The organism is Pseudomonas sp. SR18 (assembly GCF_023701505.1).
Lineage (GTDB): Bacteria > Pseudomonadota > Gammaproteobacteria > Pseudomonadales > Pseudomonadaceae > Aquipseudomonas > Aquipseudomonas cyclaminis.
The window spans coordinates 1-23,966 of the sequence record NZ_JAMQAU010000015.1 but is presented as its reverse complement, the minus strand read 5'-3'; the positions used below and the strand labels follow the sequence as shown (position 1 = coordinate 23,966).

Annotated in this window: 18 protein-coding genes, 1 other RNA gene and 1 pseudogene; 5 read left to right on the top strand and 15 right to left on the bottom strand. The window is 60.0% G+C overall.

Translation table 11 applies throughout. The features are described from left to right. Nucleotides 1-2: 2 nt before the first annotated feature. The 9 genes from mraY to rsmI form a co-directional block, all read right to left on the bottom strand. A complete protein-coding gene (mraY, locus tag NDJ82_RS20615; protein ID WP_078740796.1) occupies nucleotides 3-1,085 on the bottom strand; it encodes a phospho-N-acetylmuramoyl-pentapeptide-transferase in 1,083 nt (360 codons plus the stop codon). Continuing rightward, on the bottom strand, nucleotides 1,085-2,455 hold the full coding sequence (locus NDJ82_RS20610) for a UDP-N-acetylmuramoyl-tripeptide--D-alanyl-D-alanine ligase (RefSeq protein WP_250926190.1): 1,371 nt from the start codon (nucleotides 2,453-2,455) through the stop codon (nucleotides 1,085-1,087). The genes mraY and NDJ82_RS20610 overlap by 1 nt, the downstream gene beginning before the upstream one ends. Then, entirely contained in the window at nucleotides 2,448-3,911 is a 1,464-nt protein-coding gene (locus tag NDJ82_RS20605) for a UDP-N-acetylmuramoyl-L-alanyl-D-glutamate--2,6-diaminopimelate ligase (protein ID WP_099584910.1), read from the bottom strand. The genes NDJ82_RS20610 and NDJ82_RS20605 overlap by 8 nt, the downstream gene beginning before the upstream one ends. After that, nucleotides 3,911-5,653: a peptidoglycan D,D-transpeptidase FtsI family protein gene (locus NDJ82_RS20600; RefSeq protein ID WP_164673122.1), complete on the bottom strand. Its 1,743-nt coding sequence runs from the start codon at nucleotides 5,651-5,653 to the stop codon at nucleotides 3,911-3,913. The genes NDJ82_RS20605 and NDJ82_RS20600 overlap by 1 nt, the downstream gene beginning before the upstream one ends. After that, entirely contained in the window at nucleotides 5,653-5,946 is a 294-nt protein-coding gene (gene ftsL, locus NDJ82_RS20595; RefSeq protein WP_076951227.1) for a cell division protein FtsL, read from the bottom strand. Before ftsL ends, NDJ82_RS20600 begins: the two co-directional genes overlap by 1 nt. Further along, nucleotides 5,943-6,890 carry a 16S rRNA (cytosine(1402)-N(4))-methyltransferase RsmH gene (gene rsmH / locus NDJ82_RS20590; RefSeq protein WP_026137039.1) on the bottom strand — a complete coding sequence of 316 codons (948 nt, stop codon included), beginning with the start codon at nucleotides 6,888-6,890 and terminating at the stop codon, nucleotides 5,943-5,945. The genes ftsL and rsmH overlap by 4 nt, the downstream gene beginning before the upstream one ends. Beyond that, on the bottom strand, nucleotides 6,887-7,342 hold the full coding sequence (mraZ, locus tag NDJ82_RS20585; RefSeq protein WP_003171868.1) for a division/cell wall cluster transcriptional repressor MraZ: 456 nt from the start codon (nucleotides 7,340-7,342) through the stop codon (nucleotides 6,887-6,889). The genes rsmH and mraZ overlap by 4 nt, the downstream gene beginning before the upstream one ends. Nucleotides 7,343-7,696: 354 nt before the next feature. After that, an RNA gene (gene rnpB / locus NDJ82_RS20580) (RNase P RNA component class A) lies at nucleotides 7,697-8,050 on the bottom strand. A 96-nt stretch (nucleotides 8,051-8,146) separates the two neighbouring features. Further along, complete coding sequence (rsmI, locus tag NDJ82_RS20575) at nucleotides 8,147-9,052, bottom strand: 16S rRNA (cytidine(1402)-2'-O)-methyltransferase (RefSeq protein WP_160385005.1); 906 nt, start codon at nucleotides 9,050-9,052, stop codon at nucleotides 8,147-8,149. 187 nt (nucleotides 9,053-9,239) lie between these two features. Here rsmI and NDJ82_RS20570 point away from each other — a divergent pair, with 187 nt between their 5' ends. The 4 genes from NDJ82_RS20570 (at nucleotide 9,240) to NDJ82_RS20555 (ending at nucleotide 12,686) form a co-directional block, all read left to right on the top strand. Beyond that, the gene (locus NDJ82_RS20570; RefSeq protein ID WP_112193521.1) at nucleotides 9,240-11,051 is read left to right on the top strand and encodes a penicillin-binding protein activator; all 1,812 of its coding nucleotides are present in this window, start codon (nucleotides 9,240-9,242) and stop codon (nucleotides 11,049-11,051) included. After that, nucleotides 11,051-11,422 carry a YraN family protein gene (locus tag NDJ82_RS20565; protein WP_099584908.1) on the top strand — a complete coding sequence of 124 codons (372 nt, stop codon included), beginning with the start codon at nucleotides 11,051-11,053 and terminating at the stop codon, nucleotides 11,420-11,422. Before NDJ82_RS20570 ends, NDJ82_RS20565 begins: the two co-directional genes overlap by 1 nt. A gap of 92 nt (nucleotides 11,423-11,514) precedes the next feature. Then, nucleotides 11,515-12,108 (top strand): phosphoheptose isomerase, encoded by a 594-nt coding sequence (locus NDJ82_RS20560; protein WP_007904374.1) that lies wholly within the window; start codon nucleotides 11,515-11,517, stop codon nucleotides 12,106-12,108. Next, nucleotides 12,105-12,686: a BON domain-containing protein gene (locus NDJ82_RS20555; RefSeq protein WP_250926189.1), complete on the top strand. Its 582-nt coding sequence runs from the start codon at nucleotides 12,105-12,107 to the stop codon at nucleotides 12,684-12,686. The genes NDJ82_RS20560 and NDJ82_RS20555 overlap by 4 nt, the downstream gene beginning before the upstream one ends. A 66-nt stretch (nucleotides 12,687-12,752) precedes the next feature. Here the strand turns inward: NDJ82_RS20555 and NDJ82_RS20550 are convergent, their stop codons facing one another. From NDJ82_RS20550 to NDJ82_RS20525, 6 genes are all read right to left on the bottom strand, one after another. Continuing rightward, complete coding sequence (locus NDJ82_RS20550) at nucleotides 12,753-13,517, bottom strand: YiaD family glycine zipper/OmpA-like lipoprotein (RefSeq protein ID WP_099584907.1); 765 nt, start codon at nucleotides 13,515-13,517, stop codon at nucleotides 12,753-12,755. 199 nt (nucleotides 13,518-13,716) lie between these two features. Beyond that, a complete protein-coding gene (locus tag NDJ82_RS20545; protein WP_099584906.1) occupies nucleotides 13,717-14,361 on the bottom strand; it encodes an MBL fold metallo-hydrolase in 645 nt (214 codons plus the stop codon). 93 nt (nucleotides 14,362-14,454) lie between these two features. Beyond that, nucleotides 14,455-17,184, bottom strand: coding sequence for a winged helix-turn-helix domain-containing protein (locus NDJ82_RS20540; RefSeq protein WP_250926188.1), 2,730 nt, complete (start codon nucleotides 17,182-17,184; stop codon nucleotides 14,455-14,457). Between the two features lie 242 nt (nucleotides 17,185-17,426). After that, a complete protein-coding gene (locus tag NDJ82_RS20535; RefSeq protein WP_150675047.1) occupies nucleotides 17,427-18,791 on the bottom strand; it encodes a DUF1329 domain-containing protein in 1,365 nt (454 codons plus the stop codon). A 30-nt stretch (nucleotides 18,792-18,821) separates the two neighbouring features. Continuing rightward, on the bottom strand, nucleotides 18,822-20,690 hold the full coding sequence (locus NDJ82_RS20530) for a DUF1302 domain-containing protein (protein WP_250926187.1): 1,869 nt from the start codon (nucleotides 20,688-20,690) through the stop codon (nucleotides 18,822-18,824). A 332-nt stretch (nucleotides 20,691-21,022) separates the two neighbouring features. Then, a complete protein-coding gene (locus tag NDJ82_RS20525; protein WP_250926186.1) occupies nucleotides 21,023-22,705 on the bottom strand; it encodes a fatty acid--CoA ligase in 1,683 nt (560 codons plus the stop codon). Nucleotides 22,706-22,958: 253 nt separating this feature from the next. On the opposite strand from NDJ82_RS20525, the pseudogene NDJ82_RS20520 reads away from it, so the two are divergent. After that, nucleotides 22,959-23,966 (top strand): annotated as a pseudogene (locus NDJ82_RS20520) (lipase family protein); the annotation flags it as partial.

Here is a 23,966-nt window from a genome sequence, read left to right as displayed (position 1 = left end):
TTCTACCTCAGTTTCAGGGTGGCAAGGCCGACCAGTACCAGAATCACGGTGATGATCCAGAAACGGACAATCACGCGTGGCTCCGGCCAGCCCTTGAGTTCAAAGTGGTGGTGAATCGGCGCCATGCGAAACACCCGGCGCCCGGTCAACTTGAAGGAGGCCACCTGGATGACCACCGACAGGGTTTCCATCACGAACACGCCGCCCATGATGAACAACACGATTTCCTGGCGAACGATCACCGCAATGGTGCCCAAGGCTGCGCCCAGCGCCAGTGCGCCGACGTCGCCCATGAAGACTTGTGCCGGGTAGGTGTTGAACCACAGGAAACCCAGGCCGGCACCGATCAAGGCGCCGCAGAACACAATCAATTCACCCGCGCCCGGTACATAAGGGATCAGCAGGTATTCGGCGAATTTCACGTTACCCGACAGGTAGCAGAAGATGCCGAGCGCGCCGCCCACCATCACCGTCGGCATGATCGCCAGGCCGTCGAGGCCATCGGTCAGGTTCACCGCGTTGCTGGAGCCGACGATCACGAAGTAGGTCAGCACCACGAAGCCGATGCCCAGTGGAATGCTGGCGTCCTTGAGCATCGGAATGATCAGGGTGGTTTCCACTGCGCTTGGTGCGGTGGTGTACAGGAAGATCGCCGCGCCCAGGCCGAATACCGACTGCCAGAAATACTTCCAGCGGCTCGGCAGCCCTTTGGAGTTTTTCTCGATCACTTTGCGGTAGTCATCGACCCAGCCGATGGCGCCGAACAGCAAAGTCACCAGCAGCACCGTCCAGACGTAACGGTTGTGCAGGTCTGCCCAGAGCAGGGTGCTGATACCGATCGACGACAGGATCAGCGCGCCGCCCATGGTCGGGGTGCCGGACTTGGACAGGTGCGACTGCGGGCCGTCATTACGTACCGATTGACCAATTTGCAGGTTCTGCAGGGTGCGGATCATCCACGGTCCCAGAAACAGCGACAGAGACAGCGCGGTCAGCACACCCAGGATCCCGCGCAGGGTCAGGTACTGAAAGACCGCGAAGCCTTTGTGGAACTGTTGCAGATACTCAGCCAGCAGCAGCAGCATTAATGTTTCTCCGTACTTGAACCGCACAAGGCCGCGACGACGTTTTCCATCACCGCGCTGCGCGATCCCTTGATCAAAATGGTTGTGTGTTTGTCTTGTTCTGCTGCGTCCAAGGCCTGGATCAGCTCGGCCTGGGTTGCGAAATGCCGCGCACCGGGGCCGAAAGCGTTGACCGCATGGGCCATGTTCGTGCCAACGGCGTAGAGCGCGTCCACTTTGCCAGCGGCATAGGCGCCGACTTCACGATGGCCTTGTTCAGCCCAATCGCCCAACTCGCCGATATCGCCCAGTACCAGGACTTTGCGCCCATCAAAGCCTTTGAGCAGATCCACAGCGGCATTGATGGAGGACGGGTTGGCGTTGTAAGTGTCATCAATCACCCGCATCCCGTTGCTGGCAAGTTGCGCCACGGTGCGGCCCTTGACCGGCTGCACCGCGCCCAGGCCCGTGGCGATACCGAACAGCGACACATCCAGGGCATGGGCGGCAGCGGCGGCGGCCAAGGCGTTGGCGACGTTATGGTTGCCCAGCAGATTCAACTGCACGTGCTCGTTACCTTGCGGGGTGTGCAAGGTGAAGGCTGGGCAGCCACGGGCATCCACCGTGATGTTGGAGGCATGGAAGTTTGCGGCGGCATTCAATACGGCAAACGTCAGCACCTTGCGACCGGCAGCGCGTGCACGCCAGGTCTCGAAAGCCTTGTCGTCGAGGTTCAATACGGCGGTGCCCGAAGCGTCGAGGCCTTCAAGGATTTCGCCCTTGGCTTCGACGATTTTTTCCGGACCGCCGAACTCACCCACATGGGCGGTGCCGGCATTGTTGATGATCGCAACGTGGGGCTTGGTCAGCGCCACGGTATAGGCGATTTCGCCGACGCGCGAAGCCCCCAGTTCTATCACCGCCGCCGTGTGTTCCGGGGCCAGTTCGAGCAGGGTCAGCGGGGCGCCGAAATCATTGTTCAGGTTGCCACGGGTCGCAAGTACCGGGCCGCGTGTGCGCAGTACACCGGCGAGCAGTTCCTTGACCGTGGTCTTGCCGCTGGAGCCAGTGACGGCGGCGACAGGCTTATCGAACGCTGCACGGTTGAGCGCACCCAATTGGCCAAGGGCCAGCCGGGTATCGGCGACCAGCAGTTGCGGCAAGGTGGAGTCTGCGACTTCGCGCTGCACCAAGGCACCCACGGCACCTTTGGCAGCGACGTCGTTCAGGTAATCGTGACCGTCAAAGCGTGGGCCGGCCAAGGCGACGAACAGTTGCCCCGGCTTGATCGCCCGGCTATCGATGCTCACGCCATCGAAGCGGCAATCGCTCGACAGCACGCGGGCCGACAGGGCCTGGGTCAGTTCACCGAATGTCATCGCCTTAAGCATGGGCAACCTCCCAAGCGGTCAAGGCATGATCGGCCTCGACCAGATCGGAGAAGGCATGGCGCTCGCCGTTGATTTCCTGGTAGTCCTCGTGACCTTTGCCGGCCAGTACGACCACGTCGTCAGCGCTGGCGCCGGCGATCAATTGCGCGATGGCCGCACCGCGACCAGCAACGAACGTCGCTTTGGAGACGTCTTTGAAGCCTGCGCGGATATCGTCGAAAATCTGGCTCGGGCTTTCGCTGCGCGGGTTGTCATCAGTGACCAGCACGCCGTCGGCCAAGCGCTCGACAATCTCGGCCATCAGCGGACGCTTGCCGCGATCACGATCACCGCCGCAACCGAACAGGCACAGCAACTTGCCTTTGGCGTGAGGGCGCAGGGCTTCGAGGACTTTTTCCAGGGCATCCGGGGTATGGGCGTAATCAACCACCACCAGCGGCTGCGTGCCGCCACCCAGGCGTTGCATGCGACCGGCCGGACCTTCCAGCTTCGGTAGCACCTTGAGGATCTCGTCCAGGGCGTAATCCAGGCCAAGCAACGCGCCGATGGCGGCGAGGACGTTGCTCAGGTTGAAACGCCCGAGCAACGTGCTGCGCAGGTGGTGTTCGCCCTGGGGCGTTACCAGCGTGGCGCGCACGCCTTCGTCATTGAATTGGGCTTCGCGGCAGTACAGGTATGCGCTGGCGTCCAGCAGGCTGTAGCTGATCAAACGCGATTCGCTGTCCTGGGCAGCCAGTTGGCGACCGAACTCATCGTCCAGGTTCACGACCCGGCACTTCAAGTCACTCCAGGCGAACAACTTGGCCTTGGCGGCCGCGTACGCCTCCATGGTGCCGTGGTAGTCCAGATGGTCACGGGACAGGTTGGTCATCACTGCCACGTCAAACGCCAGTGCAGTCACGCGGCCCTGGTCGAGGCCGTGGGACGAGACTTCCATGGCAACCGCCTTGGCACCGGCCTTTTTCAGGTCGGCCAGGGTCGCTTGCACGGCGATAGGATTCGGCGTGGTATGCAGGCCGCTTTGCAGCGCGCCATAAAACCCGGTGCCCAAGGTGCCCACGATGCCGCAGTGCTGGCCCAGCAGGTCAAGCGCCTGGGCAACCAACTGGGTCACGCTGGTCTTGCCGTTGGTGCCAGTCACGCCCACCAGATTGAGGTGACGACTCGGGTCACCATAGAAGCGCCCGGCGATGTCCGACAATTGCTTGGCCAAACCTTTGACCGGGATCAGCGGCACATCGGTGATCGGCAGCACGGTGGCGCCTTCCACTTCATAAGCCACGGCGGCTGCACCGCGCTGCAAGGCGTCGGCTATATGCGCACGGCCATCGACCTTGCCGCCCGGCACCGCCAGGAACAGGTCACCAGCGCGCACATTACGGCTGTCCAGAGTCAACTCGCGAATCAGCAGATCGCGGCCGGCGTGGGCGAAAATCTTGTTCAGGCTAAGAGACATCAGCCGCGCCCTCCATTGGCTTTGACTGCAGCGGCCGGTGGTCCGGCGTTCGCTTGTTGGGTCGGCGGCAGGTTGTCCGGCGTGATGTTCATCAGGCGCAGGGTGCCGGACATCACTTTGCTGAACACAGGCGCCGAAACCAGGCCACCGAAGTAACCGGCTTTGCTCGGCTCGTCGATCACCACAACAATCGCGTAGCGTGGGTCGCTCATCGGGCCGAAGCCGGCGAACAGCGAACGGTAGGAGTTTTCGGCATAGCCCTTGGTCCCCACCGACGTCTTACGTGCGGTACCGGACTTGCCTGCTACGTGATAAGCCGGCACCTGGGCACGGAATACGCCACGTGGCGCTTCGATCACTTGTTGCAGCATGCCTTGCATGGTCTTGGCGACATTTTCCGGGATGACCTGCGTGGCTTTTGGCGCTTCGTCAACGTGGATCAGGCTCAGCGGCACCATGCGGCCATTGTTGGCCAGTACGGAGAAGGCGTGAGCCAGTTGGATAGCGGTTACCGACAGACCGTAACCATAGGAAAGCGTGGCGGTCTCGGCCTTTTTCCAGTCGCGGTAGTTCGGCAGGTTGCCGACGCGCTCACCAGGGAAGTCCAGGCCGGTGGGTTGGCCCAGGCCGATTTTTTGCGCCAGGTGGTAGATGGTTTCGCCGCCGATATCGAACGCGACCTTACTCATGCCGACGTTACTGGAGTTGATCAGGATGCCTGTCAAATCCAGCACTGGACCTTCGGTGCGCGATACGTCACGAATGGTGTATTTGCCCAACTGCAACGTGCCGGGGTACACCTCGACCTTGTCGCTGGGCTTCCAGCGTCCGGTTTCCAGGGCGGCACTCATGGAGATGGCTTTCATGGTCGAACCCGGCTCGAACACGTCGATCATGGCGCGGTTGCGCATCATCGCCGGTTGCAGGTTGCGACGGTTGTTCGGGTTGTAGGTCGGCTGGTTGACCATGGCCAGGATCTCGCCGGTCTTCACGTCCATGATCACCAGGCTGCCGGCCTTGGCGCCGTTCTCGATGATCGCGTTACGCAGCTCGCGGTTGGCCAGGTATTGCAGACGCAGGTCAATCGACAACGCCAAGGGCTTGCCGGCCTTGGCGTTTTTGGTGACTTGGACATCCTTGATCAGTCTGCCGCGCCGATCCTTGATGACTTGTCGTTTGCCGGGAACCCCGGCCAGCCACTCATCGTAGGCCAGCTCGACGCCTTCGCGACCGTGGTCATCGATGTCGGTAAAGCCGACCATATGGGCAGTGGTTTCACCGGCCGGATAGAAACGACGGAACTCCTCGATGCCGTAGACACCGGGGACTTTAAGGTCGAGCACTTGCTGGCCTTGTTCGGGGGTGAGGCCGCGAACGAGGTAGATGAATTCTTTGTTGGCCTGGGCTTCAAGACGCTCAGCCAGGGCCTTTGGGTCCTGGCCCAAGGCGGCAGCCAGTTGTGGCCACTTGTCCTTGGCCACCTGCAATTCCTTGGCGTTGGCCCACAGGGTGGTCACCGGCGTACTGACGGCCAGAGGCTCGCCGTTACGGTCAGTGATCAGACCGCGGTGCGCAGGAATCGGGATATGACGCAGGCTACGGGCATCGCCCTGGCCGATCAGGAAGTCGCGGTCGACCACCTGCAGGTCAATGATGCGCCAGGCAATCGCACCCACCATCAATGCCAGCAAGCCGAGCATCAGGCGGAAGCGCCATGGGTAGAGTGCGCCTTCGAGCTTCATCATGGCGCCACCATGCGAACGTCGGCCGCGCCCGGGATGTGCATTTTCAGTTGTTCGGTCGCCAGCACTTCGATACGGCTATGGGCCGTCCAGGTGCTTTGCTCAAGGATCAACCGGCCCCACTCCGCCTGCGCTTTGTCGCGCACGCTCAATTCCCCATAGAGGGTATTGAGCAATTGGCGGTTGTAGTGCGCGCTGTAGGACACCGCAATCGCGGACACCAGCACGCCGACGTACAGCAGCATCATGAAGAAGCTGCCGCCCGGCAGGGGCTTGGCGAAAAGCTTGCTCACCGCAGCTTCTCCGCGACGCGCATGACGGCGCTACGGGAGCGTGGGTTGGCCTTGAGTTCCGCTTCGGAAGCGAACTGCGCTTTGCCATGGATTTTGATTTTCGGCACAAAGGCCTCGAAACGCACCGGCAGGTTGCGCGGCAGGTTGTCGGACTCACCCTTGACCAGGCGACGCATGAACAATTTGACGATGCGGTCTTCCAAGGAGTGGAAGCTGATCACCACCAGGCGACCGCCGACTTCCAACGCGTCCAGAGCGGCTTCGAGGCCTGCTTCCAGATCGCCCAATTCGTTATTGACGTGAATACGCAGACCCTGGAACGCACGGGTCGCCGGGTTCTTGCCCTTTTCCCAGGCAGGGTTGGCGACTTTCAGCACTTCGGCCAGGTCGGCAGTGCGCTCGAACGGCTGGATCTCGCGGCGCTCGACCACGGCACGGGCCATGCGACCGGCGAAGCGCTCTTCACCGTATTCCTTGAATACGCGGGTGATTTCTTCATGGGGAGCGGTGGCGATGAACTGTGCCGCGCTGATGCCACGGGTAGGGTCCATGCGCATGTCGAGGGGGCCGTCGTTCATGAAACTGAAGCCGCGCTCCGGGTCGTCGAGCTGTGGCGAAGACACGCCCAGGTCGAGCAAAACCCCGGCCACCTTGCCCGCCATGCCGCGCTCAGCCACTTCGGCGCCCAGCTCGGCAAAGCTGCGCTGCACAACGACAAAGCGGCCGTCTTCGGCCGCTAGCGCTTGCCCGGTGGCAATCGCTTGGGGGTCTTTGTCGAACCCGAGGAGCTTACCGTCGGACCCGAGCTGGCTGAGTATCAACCGACTGTGCCCGCCCCTGCCGAAGGTGCCATCCAAATAGCAGCCATCCGCGCGTACGGCGAGAGCCTCAACGGCTTCGTCAAGCAGTACGGTGATGTGGTTAAAGCCGCTATCAATAGTCACAGGATCAAATCACGCAGTTCATCAGGCATAGCGCCCGGTTGTTGAATAGCAGCCAGGTCAGCTGCAGAAACAGCATCCCAGGCATCTTCGTCCCACAATTGGAACTTGTTCAGTTGGCCGACCAGCATTGCGCGCTTGTCCAGCTTGGCGTACTCGCGCAGACGCGGGGGCACCAGGAAACGACCGCTGCCATCGAGCTCAAGGTCGACGGCATTACCGATCAGCAAACGCTGCAGGCGGCGGTTTTCTTCACGCAATGAAGGCAGGGCGCGCAATTTGGTTTCGATCAACTCCCACTCATCGAGGGGGTAAACGCATAAACAAGGGTCAACGGCATCGATCGTGATGATTAACTGCCCGGAACTTCGCGAAATCAGCTCGTCACGATACCGGCTCGGCATAGCGAGACGGCCTTTTGCATCGAGACTGATAGCGTTAGCTCCGCGAAACACAGATGCGTTTCTCCAAATTTTAGCGTTTTACGTTCAAAAAACCCACTTTGTGCCACTTTCCGCCACTTGCGCACACTATAGGAATGCGCCCACCACACCGTCAAGGCGCGGATTCAAGGAAAAGCCTTACAGAACGGAGATTTAGGAGCGTAAAAGCAGGAGAAACCAGAGTTCGACGGTGTTTTTGACCCAGCAAGATCAAATAGCTCAAAGAGCTACGACTTAAAGTTAAAGTAATTTATTAAGAGTAAGATTTTTTTGGTATTACGAAGATGCATCTGCCAATGATTTGGCAGGGAGGGATTCTTGCGCTACTACCGAGTTTCTGCCTGAGATTCAGGCAGAGGGAAAAAGGTGGAGAGTCGATCTGTAAGCCGGGTTCTGTCTTGAACAGTCATTCGTCTACGATGGCCATCACTGGACACCTTTAGCAACCTACCCGGTCCCAGCGCGGGCCACGCCTTGGGACCCTATTTGGTCTTGCTCCAAGTGGGGTTTACCTAGCCACGAACTGTTGCCAGTCGTGCGGTGCGCTCTTACCGCACCTTTTCACCCTTACCGGCACCGAAGTGCTTAGGCGGTTATTTTCTGTGGCACTTTCCGTAGGCTCACGCCTCCCAGGCATTACCTGGCACTTCGCCCTATGGAGCCCGGACTTTCCTCCCCCCCCTAATTTTCATAGAGGGCAGCGACTGTCCAATCGACTCTCCGCCGCGCAGGTTAACGGCACGGCGGCCTCAGGACAAGTACTAAAAGTGCAGCATCGCCATCACGTTCAGACGAGATACAGCTATAACCCCGGAACTATTCAGCTTTTTGTTTATCTAGCGCGACTTGATACAACACGTTCTTGCGTAAGCCGGTGATTTCCGCCGCCAAGGCTGCGGCACGCTTGAGGGGCATTTCCTTGAGCAGCAGGTCCAGGATACGCATGGCCTCGCTGCCGACTGCATCTTCGGCTTCCGGCGCCGTCCAGCCCGCCACCAGCACCACACACTCGCCGCGCTGCTGATTGCTGTCACCTTCGACAAACGCGCGCAGTTCCTCCAGCGGCAGCCCCTTGAGGGTTTCGAAGGTTTTGGTCAGTTCACGGGCCAGCAATGCCAGGCGCGCGCCGCCGAACACCAATTCCATATCCTGCAGACATTCAAGGATGCGGTGCGGCGCTTCGTAGAAGATCAGCGTCCGTGGCTCTTCCTTTACCGCCTCAAGACGCGCACGCCGCCCCACCGCCTTGGCCGGCAGGAAACCCTCGAAGATAAAGCGGTCCGAAGGCAGGCCTGCCGCCGACAATGCAGCAATCAGCGCGCACGCCCCCGGAACAGGCACTACATTGATACCAGCGGCCCGCGCCTGGCGAACCAAGTGGTAACCCGGATCGGAAATCAGCGGCGTGCCCGCGTCGGAGATCAGCGCCACATCGTCACCGGCCAGCAGGCGTACGATAAAGCGGCTGCCTTCTTCGCGTTCGTTATGCTCGTGGCACGCGGCTAATGGCGTGCTGATACCAAAATGCTGCATCAACCGTTGGGAGTGCCGCGTGTCTTCCGCCGCGATCAATTTAACCTCGCGCAACACTTTCAGCGCCCGGGCACTGATGTCGTCCAGGTTGCCAATGGGCGTCGCCACGACAAAAAGCGAGCCTGCAGTGGAATTCAAAGGACCTGGAGCAGTCAAAACGCACACCTCGATGGTTGGCAAAAGCCACATTGTAGCGCGTAGACGCCTTGAAAATATGCCATCACGGCCGACGCCTTTTCAGCCGCCGATTGCCAACGGCAGCCCAATAGCAACATTTGCACGACCTAAATCGACGGTTTCACGCCAGTAACATCGCGCCTGGGCCAGTGCTTGGGTACAATTCCACGCTAATTTGATCGGTATCAGGAACACTTACATGATCGCTTGCCTGCGGCTGCTCTCCGCCCTCTGCCTCGCTGCCTTACTGGCGGCTTGCGCCAGCTCGCCCTCGTCCAGCCTTGGCGAACTTCCACGGACCCCGGATGCCAGTATCGAGCAATTGCTCGAACAGGCCACCACCGCCAAGACGCCAGAAAAGGCCGCATTGCTGCGCCTGAGTGCGGCAGACATGGCCTACAAACAGAACAATCCCGGCCGCTCATCGCAGATTCTTGCACAAGTGCCCCTGGATACCCTCAAGCCAGCCGCACAAGTATTTGCCAGCACACTGGCCGCCGAACTGGCCATGGCGCGCAACCAGCCCAAAGCCGCGCTGACGGCCTTGAACCACCCAAGCCTGCAAAGCCTGAAGGATCTGCCGACCGAACAGCAGATCCGCACCGGTACCGTGCATGCCCGCGCTTACGAAGCCGATGGCCAGACCCTCGCCGCTGCCCGCGAGAGGGTCGCGATGGCGCCACTGCTGACTGGCGAGGCCGCCAACAGTAATCACGAAGCCATCTGGACGCTGATTGCCGCACTGCCGGCCGAACAGCTGCAAGCCAGCGGCACCCCGATCCTGGACGGCTGGATCACCCTGGCCCAGGCGGTCAAGGGCGCCGGTACGCTGGAGCAACAACAGGCGGCTATCGACACCTGGCGTGCGCAGAATCCGGGCCACCCGGCCGCCGTGCAGCTGCCTACGCCGCTGACCAAACTCAAGGAACTGGCGAGCCAACCCCTGAACAAGATCGCCCTGCTGCTGCCACAAGAAGGCCCGCTGGCCTCCGTCGGCAAGGCGTTGCGCGAAGGCTTCATGGCGGCTCACTACCAGGCTGAACAAGCCGGCCAGAAGCCGCCGGTGATCGAGTTCTATGACAGCTCGCGCCTGACCTCCATCGACGACTTCTACGCCAAGGCCCAGGCCGCCGGCGTGCAATTGGTTGTCGGCCCACTGGAGAAGCCGCTGGTCAAACAGCTCAGTGCGCGCCCGCAACTGCCGATCACCACCCTGGCGCTGAACTACAGCGAAACCGATCAAGGCCCCGCGCAATTGTTCCAGTTCGGGCTGGCCGCTGAGGACGAAGCCCGCGAAGTGTCGCGCCGTGCCCGTGCCGACGGCCTGCATCGCGCAGCCGCGATGGTGCCGCGTGGCGAATGGGGTGAGCGCGTCTACAAGGCGTTCCGCCAGGACTGGGAAGCCAATGGCGGCACCGTTATGGGTGTCGAGTATGTCGACCAGCCGGTCGCCCTGGCCCAGCAGATTGCCGATCTGTTCCAACTGCGTAAAAGCGAAGGCCGCGCCAAGAGCCTGCAAAGTACCGTGGGCACCGACGTAGCGGCACAACCGTCGCGTCGCCAGGACATCGAATTCATCTTCCTGGCCGTCACCCCGCAACTGGCCCAGCAGATCAAGCCGACCCTGAACTTCCAGTACGCAGGCGATGTGCCGGTCTACGCAACGTCCCACGTGTTCAGCGCCAGCGGTGACCGCAACCAGTATCTGGACATGACCAACGTGATGTTCTGCGAAACGCCTTGGCTGCTCAACACCACCGATCCGCTGCGTAACCAGGTTGCTGCACAATGGCCGCAAGCCAATGGCAGCCTTGGTCGCCTGTATGCAATGGGCGTCGACGCCTACCGCCTCGCACCACGCCTGGGCCAGCTCAAGGCGCTGCCGGATACACGGGTTGACGGTCTTTCGGGCAACCTGGGTATCAGCGCCAACCAGCGCGTCGATCGCCAGATGCCTTGGGCCAAGTTCGTCGGTGGCGAGGTCCAACGCCTGCCGGACACACCGCGCTGATGCCCGAGCGGACCAGCGCGCAATGCGGCAAGGATGCCGAACTTCAAGCTCTGCAACACTTGCAGCAACAGGGTCTGCGCCTGCTGGCGCAGAACTGGTTGTGTAAACGCGGCGAGCTTGATCTGGTCATGCTTGACGGCGATACAGTAGTATTCGTCGAAGTCCGCTACAGAAAACACGCACAATGGGGTGGCGCGCTCGCCAGTATCGACGGGCGCAAGCGTCAGAAGCTGATACTCGCCGCGCAGTTTTTCCTGCAGAAAGAGCATCGGTGGGCCGACGCCCCCTGCCGCTTCGACGTGGTTGCCATAGAAAGCACACCGTCTGGCAAGGCTGATCTGAACTGGCTCAAAGATGCCTTCGACAGCTGACTCACCGGACATCTTCACCACACACTTTTGCTCTTTGCTTTGCGGGCTGCACATTCCTGTGCCAAACAGCCGCGCTACTTAAGGTCACACAGATGGACATGCAATCCCGAATTCGCCAGCTTTTCCAGGCCAGCATCGACACCAAGCAACAGGCGATGGACGTACTTGCACCGCACATCGAGCAAGCCAGTCAGGTCATGGTCAATGCCTTGCTAAACGAGGGCAAAATGCTTTCGTGCGGCAACGGCGGTTCGGCTGGCGATGCCCAGCATTTCTCGTCCGAGCTGCTCAACCGCTTCGAGCGTGAGCGTCCGAGCCTGCCGGCTATCGCCTTGACGACCGATTCGTCGACGATCACCTCGATTGCTAACGACTACAGCTACAACGAAATCTTCTCCAAGCAGATCCGCGCCCTGGGCCAACCGGGCGATGTCCTGCTGGCGATTTCCACCAGCGGCAACTCGGCGAATATTATTCAAGCGATCCAGGCCGCACATGATCGCGAAATGATTGTCGTAGCATTGACCGGACGCGATGGCGGCGGCATGGCCTCGCTGCTGCTGCCCGAAGATGTTGAAATTCGCGTCCCGGCCAATGTCACCGCACGTATTCAGGAAGTCCACCTGCTGGCGATCCACTGCCTGTGCGATCTGATCGACAGCCAACTGTTTGGGAGTGAAGAATGACCGTTAACCGCCTCGGCCTCTTGGCCATTACGCTGTGCCTCGGCATCAGCGGCTGCAGCACGGCGATCACTGCAACACGTGACACCCCTATTCAGGATGACAAGGGCACCCGCACCTTCGGCAGCAAGATCGACGACTCGTTGATCGAAACCAAGGTGGAAGTCAACGTCGCCAAAGCCGCCACGGATCTGGGCAACGGTGCGTCGCGCATCGTCGTCACCAGCTTCAACGGTGTCGTACTGCTCGCCGGTCAAACCCCGCGGGCCGATCTCAAGGCTCAAGCAGAACAAGCAGCCGCCTCGGTTCAGCGCGTCAAGAAGGTCCACAACGAATTGCAGGTCATGGACCCTATCACCCTGCTGGCCATCAGCAACGACGCGCTGCTGACCACCAAGATCAAGGCACAGATGCTGACCGACAACGCGATCCCTGGCTCGCGGATCAAGGTCGTGACAGACAACGGCATCGTGTACCTGATGGGCTTGCTGACACAGGCAGAAGCCACCCGAGCCTCCACCCTGGTACAGGGTGTATCCGGCGTGCAGAAAATCGTGAAGGTGTTCGAATACATCGACTGATGTAACCGACAGGCACAAAAAAGGGCGCCGTGCATTGATTGCACGGCGCCCTTTTTATTTCGCTGTTTACTGGTACTGCTGGTACGGGTTGCCCTGGAACTGGTTGTTTTGTTGAGGCGCCTGCTGCTGACCGCCGTATTGCTGACCTGGAATTGGCCCAAGGTTGACCTCTACGCGACGGTTCTGGGCGCGACCGTTAACGTCGGCATTGCTGGCAATCGGGTTATCCGGGCCGGCACCTCGTGCGCTCAGGTTGGCACCGTTGACGCCTTGAGAGGTCAGGTAGTTGGCCACGCTCTGCGCACGACGCTGGGACAGGTCCATGTTCAGCTGGCGGCTACCGGTACTGTCGGTGTAGCCCACGATCTGGATGGTGTTCTGGTTGAACTGCTTGAGGGAGTTGGCCAGGTTGTTCAGCGGCTGATAGAAGCTGCTGGAGATCGCGTCGGAGTTGGTGGCAAAGGTGATGTTGCCCGGCATGATCAGCTTGATCTGATCGCCTTGACGCTGCACTTCAACCCCGGTGTTGGCCATGCTCTCGCGCAGTTTCTTTTCCTGTTGGTCGGCGTAGTAGCCGTAACCCGCTGCGCCAGCACCTGCAACCACCGCACCGATCAGTGCGCCCTTGCCACGGTTGTTATGGTCGATGGCAGCACCGGCCAATGCACCGGCCAGAGCACCAAGGCCGCCGTACTTGGCGGTTTTGCTCATACCGCTGGATTCATTATTCGCCTGTCCCTGGCTGCTGCCGTCATAAGGATTAGGTGAAGCGCAGCCGGATAACAGGGCTACGGCGGTGGCGACAACAAGCAGACGACGCGGAGTGAACATGAAGAGAGCTCCTACTTTTGCATTCTGTGGTGCAGAGGACATTGGCAATGGACCAGTGCCGAGTTTTGAACACGACAAATGGCAAAAATTCCGTGACCAATCGCGCAGCTGTAACAAAAGGTTAGCCACATTACCGCTATAGAAAACGTAGCAGATCTCAGCTGAACGCGACCTGCGTTTTTGCTACAACAGATTGCCCTCAAGCCCGCACAAATGGATTCTCGCGCATCTCCTCGCCCAAGCGCGTATCCGGCCCGTGACCGGTGACCACCGTGGCGCCCTCGTCCAGCGTGTAAAGCCGCTGTTTGATCGAGCGCACGATAGTGGCCTGGTCCCCACCCCACAAATCCGTGCGCCCCACGCCACGCCGGAAAAGCGTGTCGCCGGCGATCAGCAGCTTGGCATCGGCAAACCAGAAACTCATCGACCCCGGCGTGTGACCCGGCGTATGCAAGGCTACGCCGCAGCCGCAGGCCAATTCTTCGTCATCTTCCAGCCACCGGTCCGGCGACGGCACCGGGGTATAGGGCACGCGAAACATCTGGCACTGCATTTCCAGGTTGTCCCACAGGAACTGATCTTCCTTGTGCAGGTGCAACGTGGCGCCGGTTTTCTCTTTCAACTGGCCGGATGCCAGGAAGTGATCGAGGTGGGCATGGGTGTGGATGATGCTCACAACCTTGAGGCCCAGCGCGTCGAGGCGTGCCAGGATCAGCTCATGGTTGCCGCCGGGGTCGACCACGATGGCTTTTTTGGTGATGGGATCGCCGATGATGGTGCAGTTGCATTGCAGGGGCCCGACGGGGAAGGTTTCGCGGATGAGCGCGGGCGTTGTGGGTTCCATGGGCAGTCCTCGGGTGCAAATCAAATAGCGCTGAAGTAAACGCACTATTAAAACAGAAGGGGAGCGCTTGCCGCTCCAGCGCGAGTAAACACGCTAGCCAATCAACCTAAGCTCCTGCGCCCGCGCCACCGCCTGGGTGCGTCGCTCCACGCCAAGCTTGCTGTTGATGTGGCTGGCGTGGGTCTTGACGGTGTGCAGTGAGATAAACAGTCGGTTGCTGATTTCCTGGTTGGAGCAGCCTTGGGCAATGAGTTGCAACACGGCCAGTTCCCGGACGCTCAGGGCCTCATGGTTAGGTGACACGTCAGCCGCCACAACGACGGGCAGCAGCACCACAAGGCTCTGATTCAGCACGCCCTGGGGATCCTTGCCAAGTTGCTCGCGCATCCAGTCCGGGTGGTTTTCCAGCAGCCTCTGGAAAGGTTGCAACGCTCCTCCGGCACCGGCCTCAAGCGCTCGCGCCAATACCGGCCGCGCCTTGGCTTCCTGACCGCCGTCCAGCAGCAACTGTGCCTGCTGGGTAAGCGCCATCAAGGCAATCATCTGGCGCCCACTGTCATGGGCCTGTTGCGCCAGTGCGTCGAGCCGTTGCAATGCGGCCTCGGGCTGATGGCGGATGGCATCGAGGGCGGCTTGTTGCAGCCCGATATGTTGCGGCAAATGCGGGTGGAATTCCGGCGCAGCGGCAGCCTGCTCGCCGTTGTAGGTCTGCCCCAGCCGCGTCAACCAGGCGTCGGCCAGGTCGGTGCGGCCCTGGGCCAGCCACAGCTCGCATTTGATCAGGGTGATCATCGCCAGGTAGTAGATGGGAGGCACGTCCCAGATATGCATCAAGCGTTCGGCCTCGGCGAGCTCGGCGAAGGCTTTGGAGAAGTCATTGCGCCGCCCTTCGAAGCTGGCGATTACGCAATGGCCGATCAGGACGCTGATGTCGCGACAGGCGCGCGCCTCCGCCAGGCCTGCGCGCAGATGGGCGATCCCGGCTTCCGGCTGATTGCGCACCAACAGCAGATAACCTTCGTACAACGACAAACGCGCACGTACCGCGTAAAGCCGCTGCGGCGCCAGCCCATGCAAACGTTGCAGGCCCTGGCGTACTTCATCAAGAGCCCGCAGGATTTCGCCGCGTGCTTGCAATACCCGCGCACGATCGTAATGGGCCAAGGCTTCAAACAACGGGTTGCCGACGCGCTGCGCCAACTCCAGTGATTCGCGGTTCAGCCCACGGGCGCGCCACAAGTCACCATTGGCAATCGCCAGATTGGACAGCGTCGACAGGCACACCAGACGTTGCCCGTAACGCCGTTGCGGCAGACTTTCCAAGGCCTCGCTGCAATAACGCTCAGTCAACTCACGGTCACCCCGGCCACGGGCGATAATCCCGCTCAGCGCCAGCCACTGGGCCAGCATCGACTTTTGCGCCGTGGCCGACGGAGCGGGCAGGAAGCGACTGAGGTAGCCGGACAGTTCTTCCGCGGCATCCAACTGACAGGCCAATCCCAGTGCCCAGCTGTACAGCACGATCAAACGCGGTGTGCTGATCAACAGACTGTCGGGCAAGTCCATTTTCCAACGCAGCAACATGCCGACATTCTGCTCGGCCAGCAGCTGCTCTTCGGACAGGTTCTGCACCAGGCTGGCCGCAACGTCCAGGTGCCCGGCGCGTAACGCCTGCTCTACCGCCTCGTCGATCAAGCCTTGGCCGTTGAACCAGCGGCAAGCGCGCAGGTGCAGGCTGGCGGCCGGCAGTACATTGCTGCTCGCACGGCGGGTGCGCAGCAGGTCGGAGAATAAATGATGATAGCGGTACCAATGGCCCTGCTCGTCCAAGGGCACCAGGAAAACCTGGTGGGCTTGTAGGTAACGCAGGATCTCGGCGCTGTCATGGGCTTCGCGCACGGCGTCGCACAATTCGCTGCAGAAACGATCCTGGGGGGCCGTATCGAACAGGAACGCCTGCACGTCGGGCGGCAGGCAGTCGATCACCTCTTCCAGCAAATAGTCGCGGATCAGCCCTTCCCCACCGTGCAGGTTTTGCGGCAAGGCGCCTTCGTTGCCAGCTTCGGAAGCCGCCAGCAGCCAGAAGCGCAGTCCCGCCACCCAGCCTTCGCTGCGACGGATCAGATTGTCGAGGGCCTCACCGCTCAGGGAACTGCTGTGGCGATCCAACAGCGCCTGGGATTCGGCATGGGTCAGGCGCAGGTCTTGCTCGTGCAACTCCAACAGGTGCCGCGATAGGCGCAAGCGTGCCAGATGCCAGTCCGGGCGCTGGCGACTGGTGACCAGTACCACCAGGCCGTCAGGCAGATGATTGAGGAAAAATTGCAGACAGCGGTCCAGCACCGGGCCCTGGGCCAGGTGATAGTCGTCCAGCACCAGCAGCAACGGCGCCCGCGTGGACAGATGGACCGCCAGCTCATCAAGCAAGCCATCCAGCCATTCTTCAAAGGCAAAAGGTTGGTGACGCTGGCGCATTTTCAGCAGACCCAGGGATTGGGCGCCGAGTGCGGGGAAGTACTGCTGCAACCCTTCGAGCAGACGCTCAAGGAAGCGTCCTGGGTCGTTGTCCCGAGGGCTCAGGCCCAGCCACAGGCTTTGCCAGTGGGATGGCAGACTCTGGCAGAATTCCACCGCCAACGAACTCTTGCCGAAACCCGCCGGGGCGCTGACCAACAGCAACCGCCCGTCGAGGCCGGCGCTCAGCCGTTCACACAGGCGTGGGCGCAGCACGTAGCCGTCAGGCAGCGGAGGCCTGTAGAAGCGACCTTCCAGGGTCGGGATTACCACACTGGCAGGCCCATGGATTCGGGACAGATCAGTCATCGCCGGGCTCTTGTAGAAGGCTGTTGTCGGCATTGCAGATGTCCGCAGACTAGCGGTAAAAGCAGCAGGTTTGTAGATCTTTGCAACATTTGCCTGAAAAAGAACTGCGACAAAAAATATCGCCACAAACAAAAAGTGGGAGGGGGCTTGCTCCCGATGGCGGTGGGTCAGTCAATGCCTAGGCTGACTGTCACACTGCTATCGGGGGCAAGCCCCCTCCCACATTGGGTTACAGCTGCAGCTTAGCGAACACCGTCCTGGCGCAAAGCCGCTGGGGTGAAGTCGCTGGTGGTGGCGGTGAAGCCGAAGTCATAGGCCTGCTTCTCTTCGTTCTTCATGCCCAGGGCCAGGTAGCGGCCGGACTGCAGGTCGTAGAGGGTTTCCAGGGCGTACCACGGTACTTGTTTGTCGTAGTAGTTCTCGGCATGGGCTTCGGCGACGCGCCACAGCTGGCCACGACCGTCGTAGTGATCGATCACCGCAGCTTGCCAGGTGTCTTCGTCGATGAAGAAGTCACGCTTGGCATAGATATGGCGCTGGCCTTCCTTCAAGGTGGCGACCACGTGCCAGACGCGGCGCAGCTCGTAGCGTGTCAGGTCCTGGTTGATGTGGCCGGCCTTGATGATGTCGGCGTACTTGAGCTTCGGATCGTCGATCTTGTAGCTGTTGGAGGCGATGTAGATTTCCTTCTTGCCTTCCAGTTTCCAGTCGTAGCGATCCGGCGCACCGTTGTACATGTCGAGGTTGTCGGAAGTCCGCAGGCCATCGGCGGCAGTACCCGGCCCGTCATAGGACACTTGCGGCGCCCGGCGCACACGGCGCTGGCCGGCGTTGTAGACCCACGCCGAACGCGGTTCCTTCACCTGGTCCAGGGTTTCGTGCACCAGCAGCACACCACCGGCCAGGCGTGCTGGCGCGGTCACTTGCTGCTTGAAGTAGAACAGCACGTTGCCTGGGTTTTTCGGGTCGAAGTCCTTCATCTTGTCGCGGAACACGAACTGGTCGCGGAAGTACACCAGGCTGTAGGAACCGTTGGTTTGCGGCGTGGCCTGGGTTACCAGGCGAGTCACGCTGCCACCGCGATAACGGGTGATGTGGTTCCAGATAACCTCGACGCCCGTTTTCGGAATCGGGAACGGCACGGCCGTTTCGAAGTTCTCAAGGCCATTGCCGCCGGACACCAGGTTGGTGGTGGTGGCGTTCTTCTTGATGGAGGCGAACACCTCCGCCGGCACGGTGGCGCCACGATGGGTCGGGTAGACCGGCATCTTGAAGGTTTCCGGGTAACGCTTGAACATCGCGTACTGCCCCGGTGCCAGCTTGTCTTTGTACTGCTCGACGTTTTGCGCGGTGATGGTGAATTGCGGTTGTTCACTGGCGTAAGGGTTGGCCAGGAAACCTTTAGAATCCACAGCCCCCGCATTGGTCGGCAGCGGCGACCATTTCGGGATGGTGCCGGCCGCATTACCGGCCATTTCCGCGCCCATCGGGGTCAGGCTGGTGCCCAGCTTGGCGGCTTCATCCGCCGACACTGCCGCCATGACGTTGCTCGCCAGGATCGACAGTCCAAGCACACCCACGTGCAACAGACTTTTGGTTATTTTCATGTTCTGGTTCTTCCTGAAAATACAGTGTGCTTAGAAGTTCGCGCCGAAGCTCAGGGCGACGAAGTCGCGGTCATTCACCGTGCTGAAATCACCACCGAAGAAGTTGGTGTAGGCCAGGCTGGCGGTGTAGGTGTTCTGATATTCGGCATCCAGGCCAAGGCTGACGGCCTTGCGGCCTTCTTCGAAGTTGGCGCCAGGACCCGGGGAGTACCCCTTGACGTCATGGGACCAGGCCACGTTTGGCTTGAGGTTGACGCCAGCGAACACATCCGGGTATTCCCAGATGGCCCGACCGCGATAACCCCAGGAAGTGGCGGTGGTGAAGCCATCATTGTTGCAGTTAGTGTTCAAGCTATTGGCATTGGCCAGCCCCCCACCTTGTGCAGTAGACGTGTTCAAGTTCGCACAGGCGTTGTTGGGCAGCGATCCAGGGCCGAAGACAGGGTCTCGACCGTAGCGAACGTCAGACTTGCTCTCCAGTCCGCCCACATGGGTTACGCCGACTTCACCCACCAGGGTCAAGCGGCTGGCGCCCATGACTTGGTCGAAGAAGTGGGTAAAGGTCGTTTGGAACTGGCTGATTTCTTTACGCCGATAACCATGCAAGTCCTGACCGGGAGCCCCGTTCAGCAACGATGCATTGCCCAGCACCGGACCACCAAGCGGCTTCACACCCGCAAACAGAATGTCGGTGGTGCTCAGTTGAACGGGGGCGTTAGGACGATAACTAAACTCGCCACTCCACGCGGTTCCCGTAGGCAAGGTTGTGGAGAAGCTCAAACCATAAAGACGAATGTCCTCAGGGTACTCAACGAAATAATTGGAGTTACCCGCGACCACCAACGGACGCAATTGACCAGGCAGACCTGGCGTTGCGCCGGTGTATTTCGATTGCGGGGCGCCCTGGGCACTGAAGATCGGAGCGCGACTGTGGTAGTTCATGAAGTATGCGCCGAACTCTGTATCCAGAGGCTCGTAGTTGTAATGGAACGCTGCACCGAACTGACCACTGTCGCGCGCATCACGATCAGGGCCGCGGCGCACCAATACGCCCTCGTTATTGACGTCGACGCCGTTCGCGGCAAGCCCTGGCAGTACTGCGCCAGGCAGGAAGCGACGGCTGTTCAGCACTCGCAAATTGTTACTACAGCCATCGGAAATAACATCAGGCTGCGAGAAGAACGTCCCGCAGTTATCCGTGACGGTCTGGTCCCATTCCAACTGATAAAACGCTTCCGCCGACAAGTTATCGGTCAGGGTTTGCGACACATAGAACATGTTGACCGGAATCAAGCCTTCCTTGATTTCGGCACCCGGACGACGGAACGCAGACACATCGATCGGGTTGATAGAGTTGATGCCGCCGCCGATGAAGGTACTTTCACCCCAGCTCACTACCTGCTTACCGAACCGCACGTTGCCGGGCTGATCGGCGATGGAATAGTTGTGGTAGATAAACGCATCGAGTATCTGCCCACCGGAAGACTTGGCGCCCTCTTTGCGATTGTTATCGCTGATGTCCTTGAACTCGCGGCTCTCGTCCTTGAGTTCGAAGTCGTACCAGTACTTGCCACGCACAAATACGCCGGTATCGCCGTACTTCAGCTCCAGGTCATGAATCCCCTTGAAGATCTTCGAGAACGTTTCGCCACGTTTGAAGTTCAAGTGACCGTCATCGGAGGTCTGGGACAGGCCCTTGCCACCGTTGTTGACACCGATCAGATCGCTGTTGGGCTTGGCCGTCGACCAGCTCGCACCCACGGAAAGAGACGAGTCAAAACTCCCTTCGATTTCACCGATATTGAAACTGACGCCGAATGCGGGCCCGGCGAGCGTAGAGGCGAGGCTGACGGCCAATGGCAATCTTGCCCGGCGCCAGAACTGGTTTACTGAGGTCATCGACGCTACTCCATGTGCATTATTGTTATGGCAGTGAGTTCTTTTGTGATGCTTGTAACGGCCGGAATACAACGATTCCAATGCCGCCCTGGCAACTGAACCTCCATGGCCCGAAGCGACGCATCCTTGAAAAACTCTGAGTAGGACTATAGCCAGCAGGGGGGTACCGCTTGATCCCTCTAAAGTGTGATTCGCATCACCGACCCGTCTGCCACAGCCCTTTCGCCATGTCGGCAAAGGCCGACGCGGAGAGGATGGCTGAAAATCGGCAAATCACAAGTAGAGGCGCAAGATAGAGCATTGCCGTGCCCGAACGGGCACGGCGAGGGGCATCAGAGAGTGGACAGGAAGGTACTGTTGTTGGCCTGCCATTCGATGATGTCGATACGGATACGTTTTTTATCGAGTTTGCCGACACTGGTCTTGGGAATTTCAGTAACAACGGCGATCTGGCTTGGAATCGCCCACTTGCTCAAATGGCCCAATTCGACAAAAGGCTTGAGGTGTTCCTTGAGCTCGCGGGCCCCTATCATATGGCCATCATGCACTACCAAGAGCGCAAACGGGCGCTCGCCCCACTGCGGATCGGCGATGCCCACCACCGCTACTTCGCGTACCGCCGGGTGACGGCTGACCAGGTCTTCGAGGGCCAGTGAGGAGATCCACTCGCCGCCGGTCTTGATCACGTCCTTGATGCGGTCGCGGATATCGATCACACCAAATGCATCCAGCGTGGCCACGTCGCCGGTGTGCATCCAGCCGCCAGCCCACAGCTCGGCGCCCTTCTGCGGCTCGTTGAAATAACCTTCGCTGAGCCAAGGCGCACGCAACACCAACTCGCCCTGGGACTCGCCGTCGGCCGGCAGGAAGTTACCCTCAGTGTCCATGATCGCCGCTTCCACCAACGGTCCGGGCACGCCGGCTTTGATGCGATAGGTGATGCGCTCGTCTTCGCTGCCGGCCAGCAGCTCTTCGTTGAGATGGGCGCAGGACACCAACGGGCCAGTCTCGGACATTCCGTACGCGGCGGTCAGTTGAATCCCGCGCGCCTTCGCCGCCTCATACAGCGAGCGATTGAGCGCGCTGCCGCCGATGACGATTTTCCAGCCGGCAAAATCCACGCCTTGGGCGGCCTTGGCGTTGAGCACCATTTGCAGGATGGTCGGCACGCAGTGGGAGAAGGTGACCTTTTCCTTGCGCCACAGCTCCACCAGGTATTCCGGGTCGTAGCGGCCAGGGTAGACCTGCTTCAGGCCAAGCATGGTCGCCACATACGGCAGGCCCCAGGCGTGCACGTGAAACATCGGCGTGATCGGCATGTACACGTCGTTGGTGCCCAGCAGGCGCACGCTGTCGATGCTGCCCATGATGGTCGCCACGCCGATGGTGTGCAGTACCAGTTGGCGATGGGTGAAGTACACGCCCTTGGGATTGCCGGTGGTGCCGGTGGTGTAGAAGGTGGTCGCGACGGAATGCTCGTCGAAATCCTCGAAGTCATACTTGGGGCTGGCGGCGGCGAGCAGGGTTTCGTACTCGCCCACCAGATTCGGCAGCTCGGCAGTCTTTGATTCGCCATCAGTGAGCAGCAGGGTCTTGTCGACGGTAGTGAGCTGCCCGGCGATGGCCTGGTACATGCCCACGAACTCACTGTTGACTAGCACAAAGCGGTCTTCGGCGTGATTCATGGTGTAGAGAATTTGCTCCGGCGACAGGCGCACGTTGATGGTGTGGATCACCGCGCCGATCATCGGGATGGCGAACATGCATTCCAGGTAGCGATGGCTGTCCCAGTCCATCACTGCCACGGTGTCACCGGCCTTGACCCCGGCTTCGGTCAGCACATTGGCCAGGCGTGCGACCCGTTCGATCAAGGTCGGGTAGGTGTAGCGCAGCTTGTCGCGATAGACGATTTCCCGGGTCTTTTCGTAGCGAGCACCGGACATCAGCAGGCGCTTGATCAACAGTGGATATTGGTACGCACCTTCGGCGGGGGGAATAACACGGGTCTGCAACATACGAATCCCTTTTATGACTGCACGGTCTTGGGTGAACGATCTGCACTGTAGAGCGCTTATGTTTCAGCCAAATCAGCCAAAGGAATGATTTGCAGAGGCCGGGGAATGCTAGCTTTGAGCCATTATCAATCCTTTCCCACACATCTTCAGATCAGGAAGTCACCTGCTTTGAAAAGCGAACCTTCCGACATTCGTCACCGATAGCAACTCTTTACGCTTTGGGTTTTCGCCATATCCATTGCTAAGGACTGCCATGTACAACGATCCCATGCACCGCACGGACACCCTCAATCCGTACAAGGATTTTATGGGCGGTGAACAGATAAAGCATTGGATCGAGTTCCAGTTGCTGGACGAGCAGGGCGAGCCGCTGGCGAACTTGCCCTATCGGGCGGTGAATGAGGCCACTCGTGAACGCTTTGTGCTGGAGTTTGTTGGCCGCACCGATGCTGAGGGGGTGATTCGCATCGAGGGCCTGCATCCGCTGCCTATCACGCTGTTGATGGAGGCAGATCCTTTAGCCGTCCAACTGCAAACCCGTCGCTTGCGTGCTGAACGCGCCGAGCCGCCCCGGCCAGATATTGGGGACCGCACACCGATACATGGTCCGCAACGCTCAGGCTTTTCACCGATTGAGACGCAGGCACTGAATGCGGGGTACCGCTACCACTATCTGCGAATCGGTCAACTATGTGACCAACTACCAATAATCAAACCGCCCTTGGACGATTCGACTCAGCTACCGGCGTTTCATTTCCCGGAGCGGAAGTTCAGCGGCTTCACCGTCAGCGATGCGGAACTGGATCGTCGCCATGTGCTGGAAATCTGCCCCTTTCGCGCCTGGTCGCTGCTGTTGCATCACCAACCTGAGTACAGCCTGGTCAATGCCTACAACTTGGGCTTGATGAGTATTTTGTCGTATAGCAATCGGGATGAGCACGAACTGGGTTCCGTGAATCAGTTCTTCGAGCAGCAATGCCTGGATCTGTCGCGTACACCTAGGGTCTGGGATAACGGCCAGGTTTGGCCCTGTGTGGTGGTAGATGTGCCCTTCGGTGATCGCTATACAACAGTCAAGGCGTTGGACACTGCCAAAGAAAAGCCACCGGAAGGTCATACCCAGCTCTTTTACGCTATCAGTGCATCCCAGGTTTTGGTGGCGTGGCGCGGCACTGAGATGGAAGGGCTCGCTGATTTAATTACCGATGCGACCTTTCGTCCCGTGAAATCTGAGGTCGCGGCGGTTTGCGAGCCCAAGGTT

Coding starts and splice junctions, on each gene's coding strand:
- mraY (WP_078740796.1), bottom strand. CDS start 1,085: ATGCTGCTGCTGCTGGCTGAGTATCTGCAACAGTTCCACAAAGGCTTC.
- NDJ82_RS20610 (WP_250926190.1), bottom strand. CDS start 2,455: ATGCTTAAGGCGATGACATTCGGTGAACTGACCCAGGCCCTGTCGGCC.
- NDJ82_RS20605 (WP_099584910.1), bottom strand. CDS start 3,911: ATGTCTCTTAGCCTGAACAAGATTTTCGCCCACGCCGGCCGCGATCTG.
- NDJ82_RS20600 (WP_164673122.1), bottom strand. CDS start 5,653: ATGAAGCTCGAAGGCGCACTCTACCCATGGCGCTTCCGCCTGATGCTC.
- rsmI (WP_160385005.1), bottom strand. CDS start 9,052: ATGTGGCTTTTGCCAACCATCGAGGTGTGCGTTTTGACTGCTCCAGGT.
- NDJ82_RS20570 (WP_112193521.1), top strand. CDS start 9,240: ATGATCGCTTGCCTGCGGCTGCTCTCCGCCCTCTGCCTCGCTGCCTTA.
- NDJ82_RS20565 (WP_099584908.1), top strand. CDS start 11,051: ATGCCCGAGCGGACCAGCGCGCAATGCGGCAAGGATGCCGAACTTCAA.
- NDJ82_RS20560 (WP_007904374.1), top strand. CDS start 11,515: ATGGACATGCAATCCCGAATTCGCCAGCTTTTCCAGGCCAGCATCGAC.
- NDJ82_RS20555 (WP_250926189.1), top strand. CDS start 12,105: ATGACCGTTAACCGCCTCGGCCTCTTGGCCATTACGCTGTGCCTCGGC.
- NDJ82_RS20550 (WP_099584907.1), bottom strand. CDS start 13,517: ATGTTCACTCCGCGTCGTCTGCTTGTTGTCGCCACCGCCGTAGCCCTG.
- NDJ82_RS20545 (WP_099584906.1), bottom strand. CDS start 14,361: ATGGAACCCACAACGCCCGCGCTCATCCGCGAAACCTTCCCCGTCGGG.
- NDJ82_RS20540 (WP_250926188.1), bottom strand. CDS start 17,184: ATGACTGATCTGTCCCGAATCCATGGGCCTGCCAGTGTGGTAATCCCG.
- NDJ82_RS20535 (WP_150675047.1), bottom strand. CDS start 18,791: ATGAAAATAACCAAAAGTCTGTTGCACGTGGGTGTGCTTGGACTGTCG.
- NDJ82_RS20530 (WP_250926187.1), bottom strand. CDS start 20,690: ATGACCTCAGTAAACCAGTTCTGGCGCCGGGCAAGATTGCCATTGGCC.
- NDJ82_RS20525 (WP_250926186.1), bottom strand. CDS start 22,705: ATGTTGCAGACCCGTGTTATTCCCCCCGCCGAAGGTGCGTACCAATAT.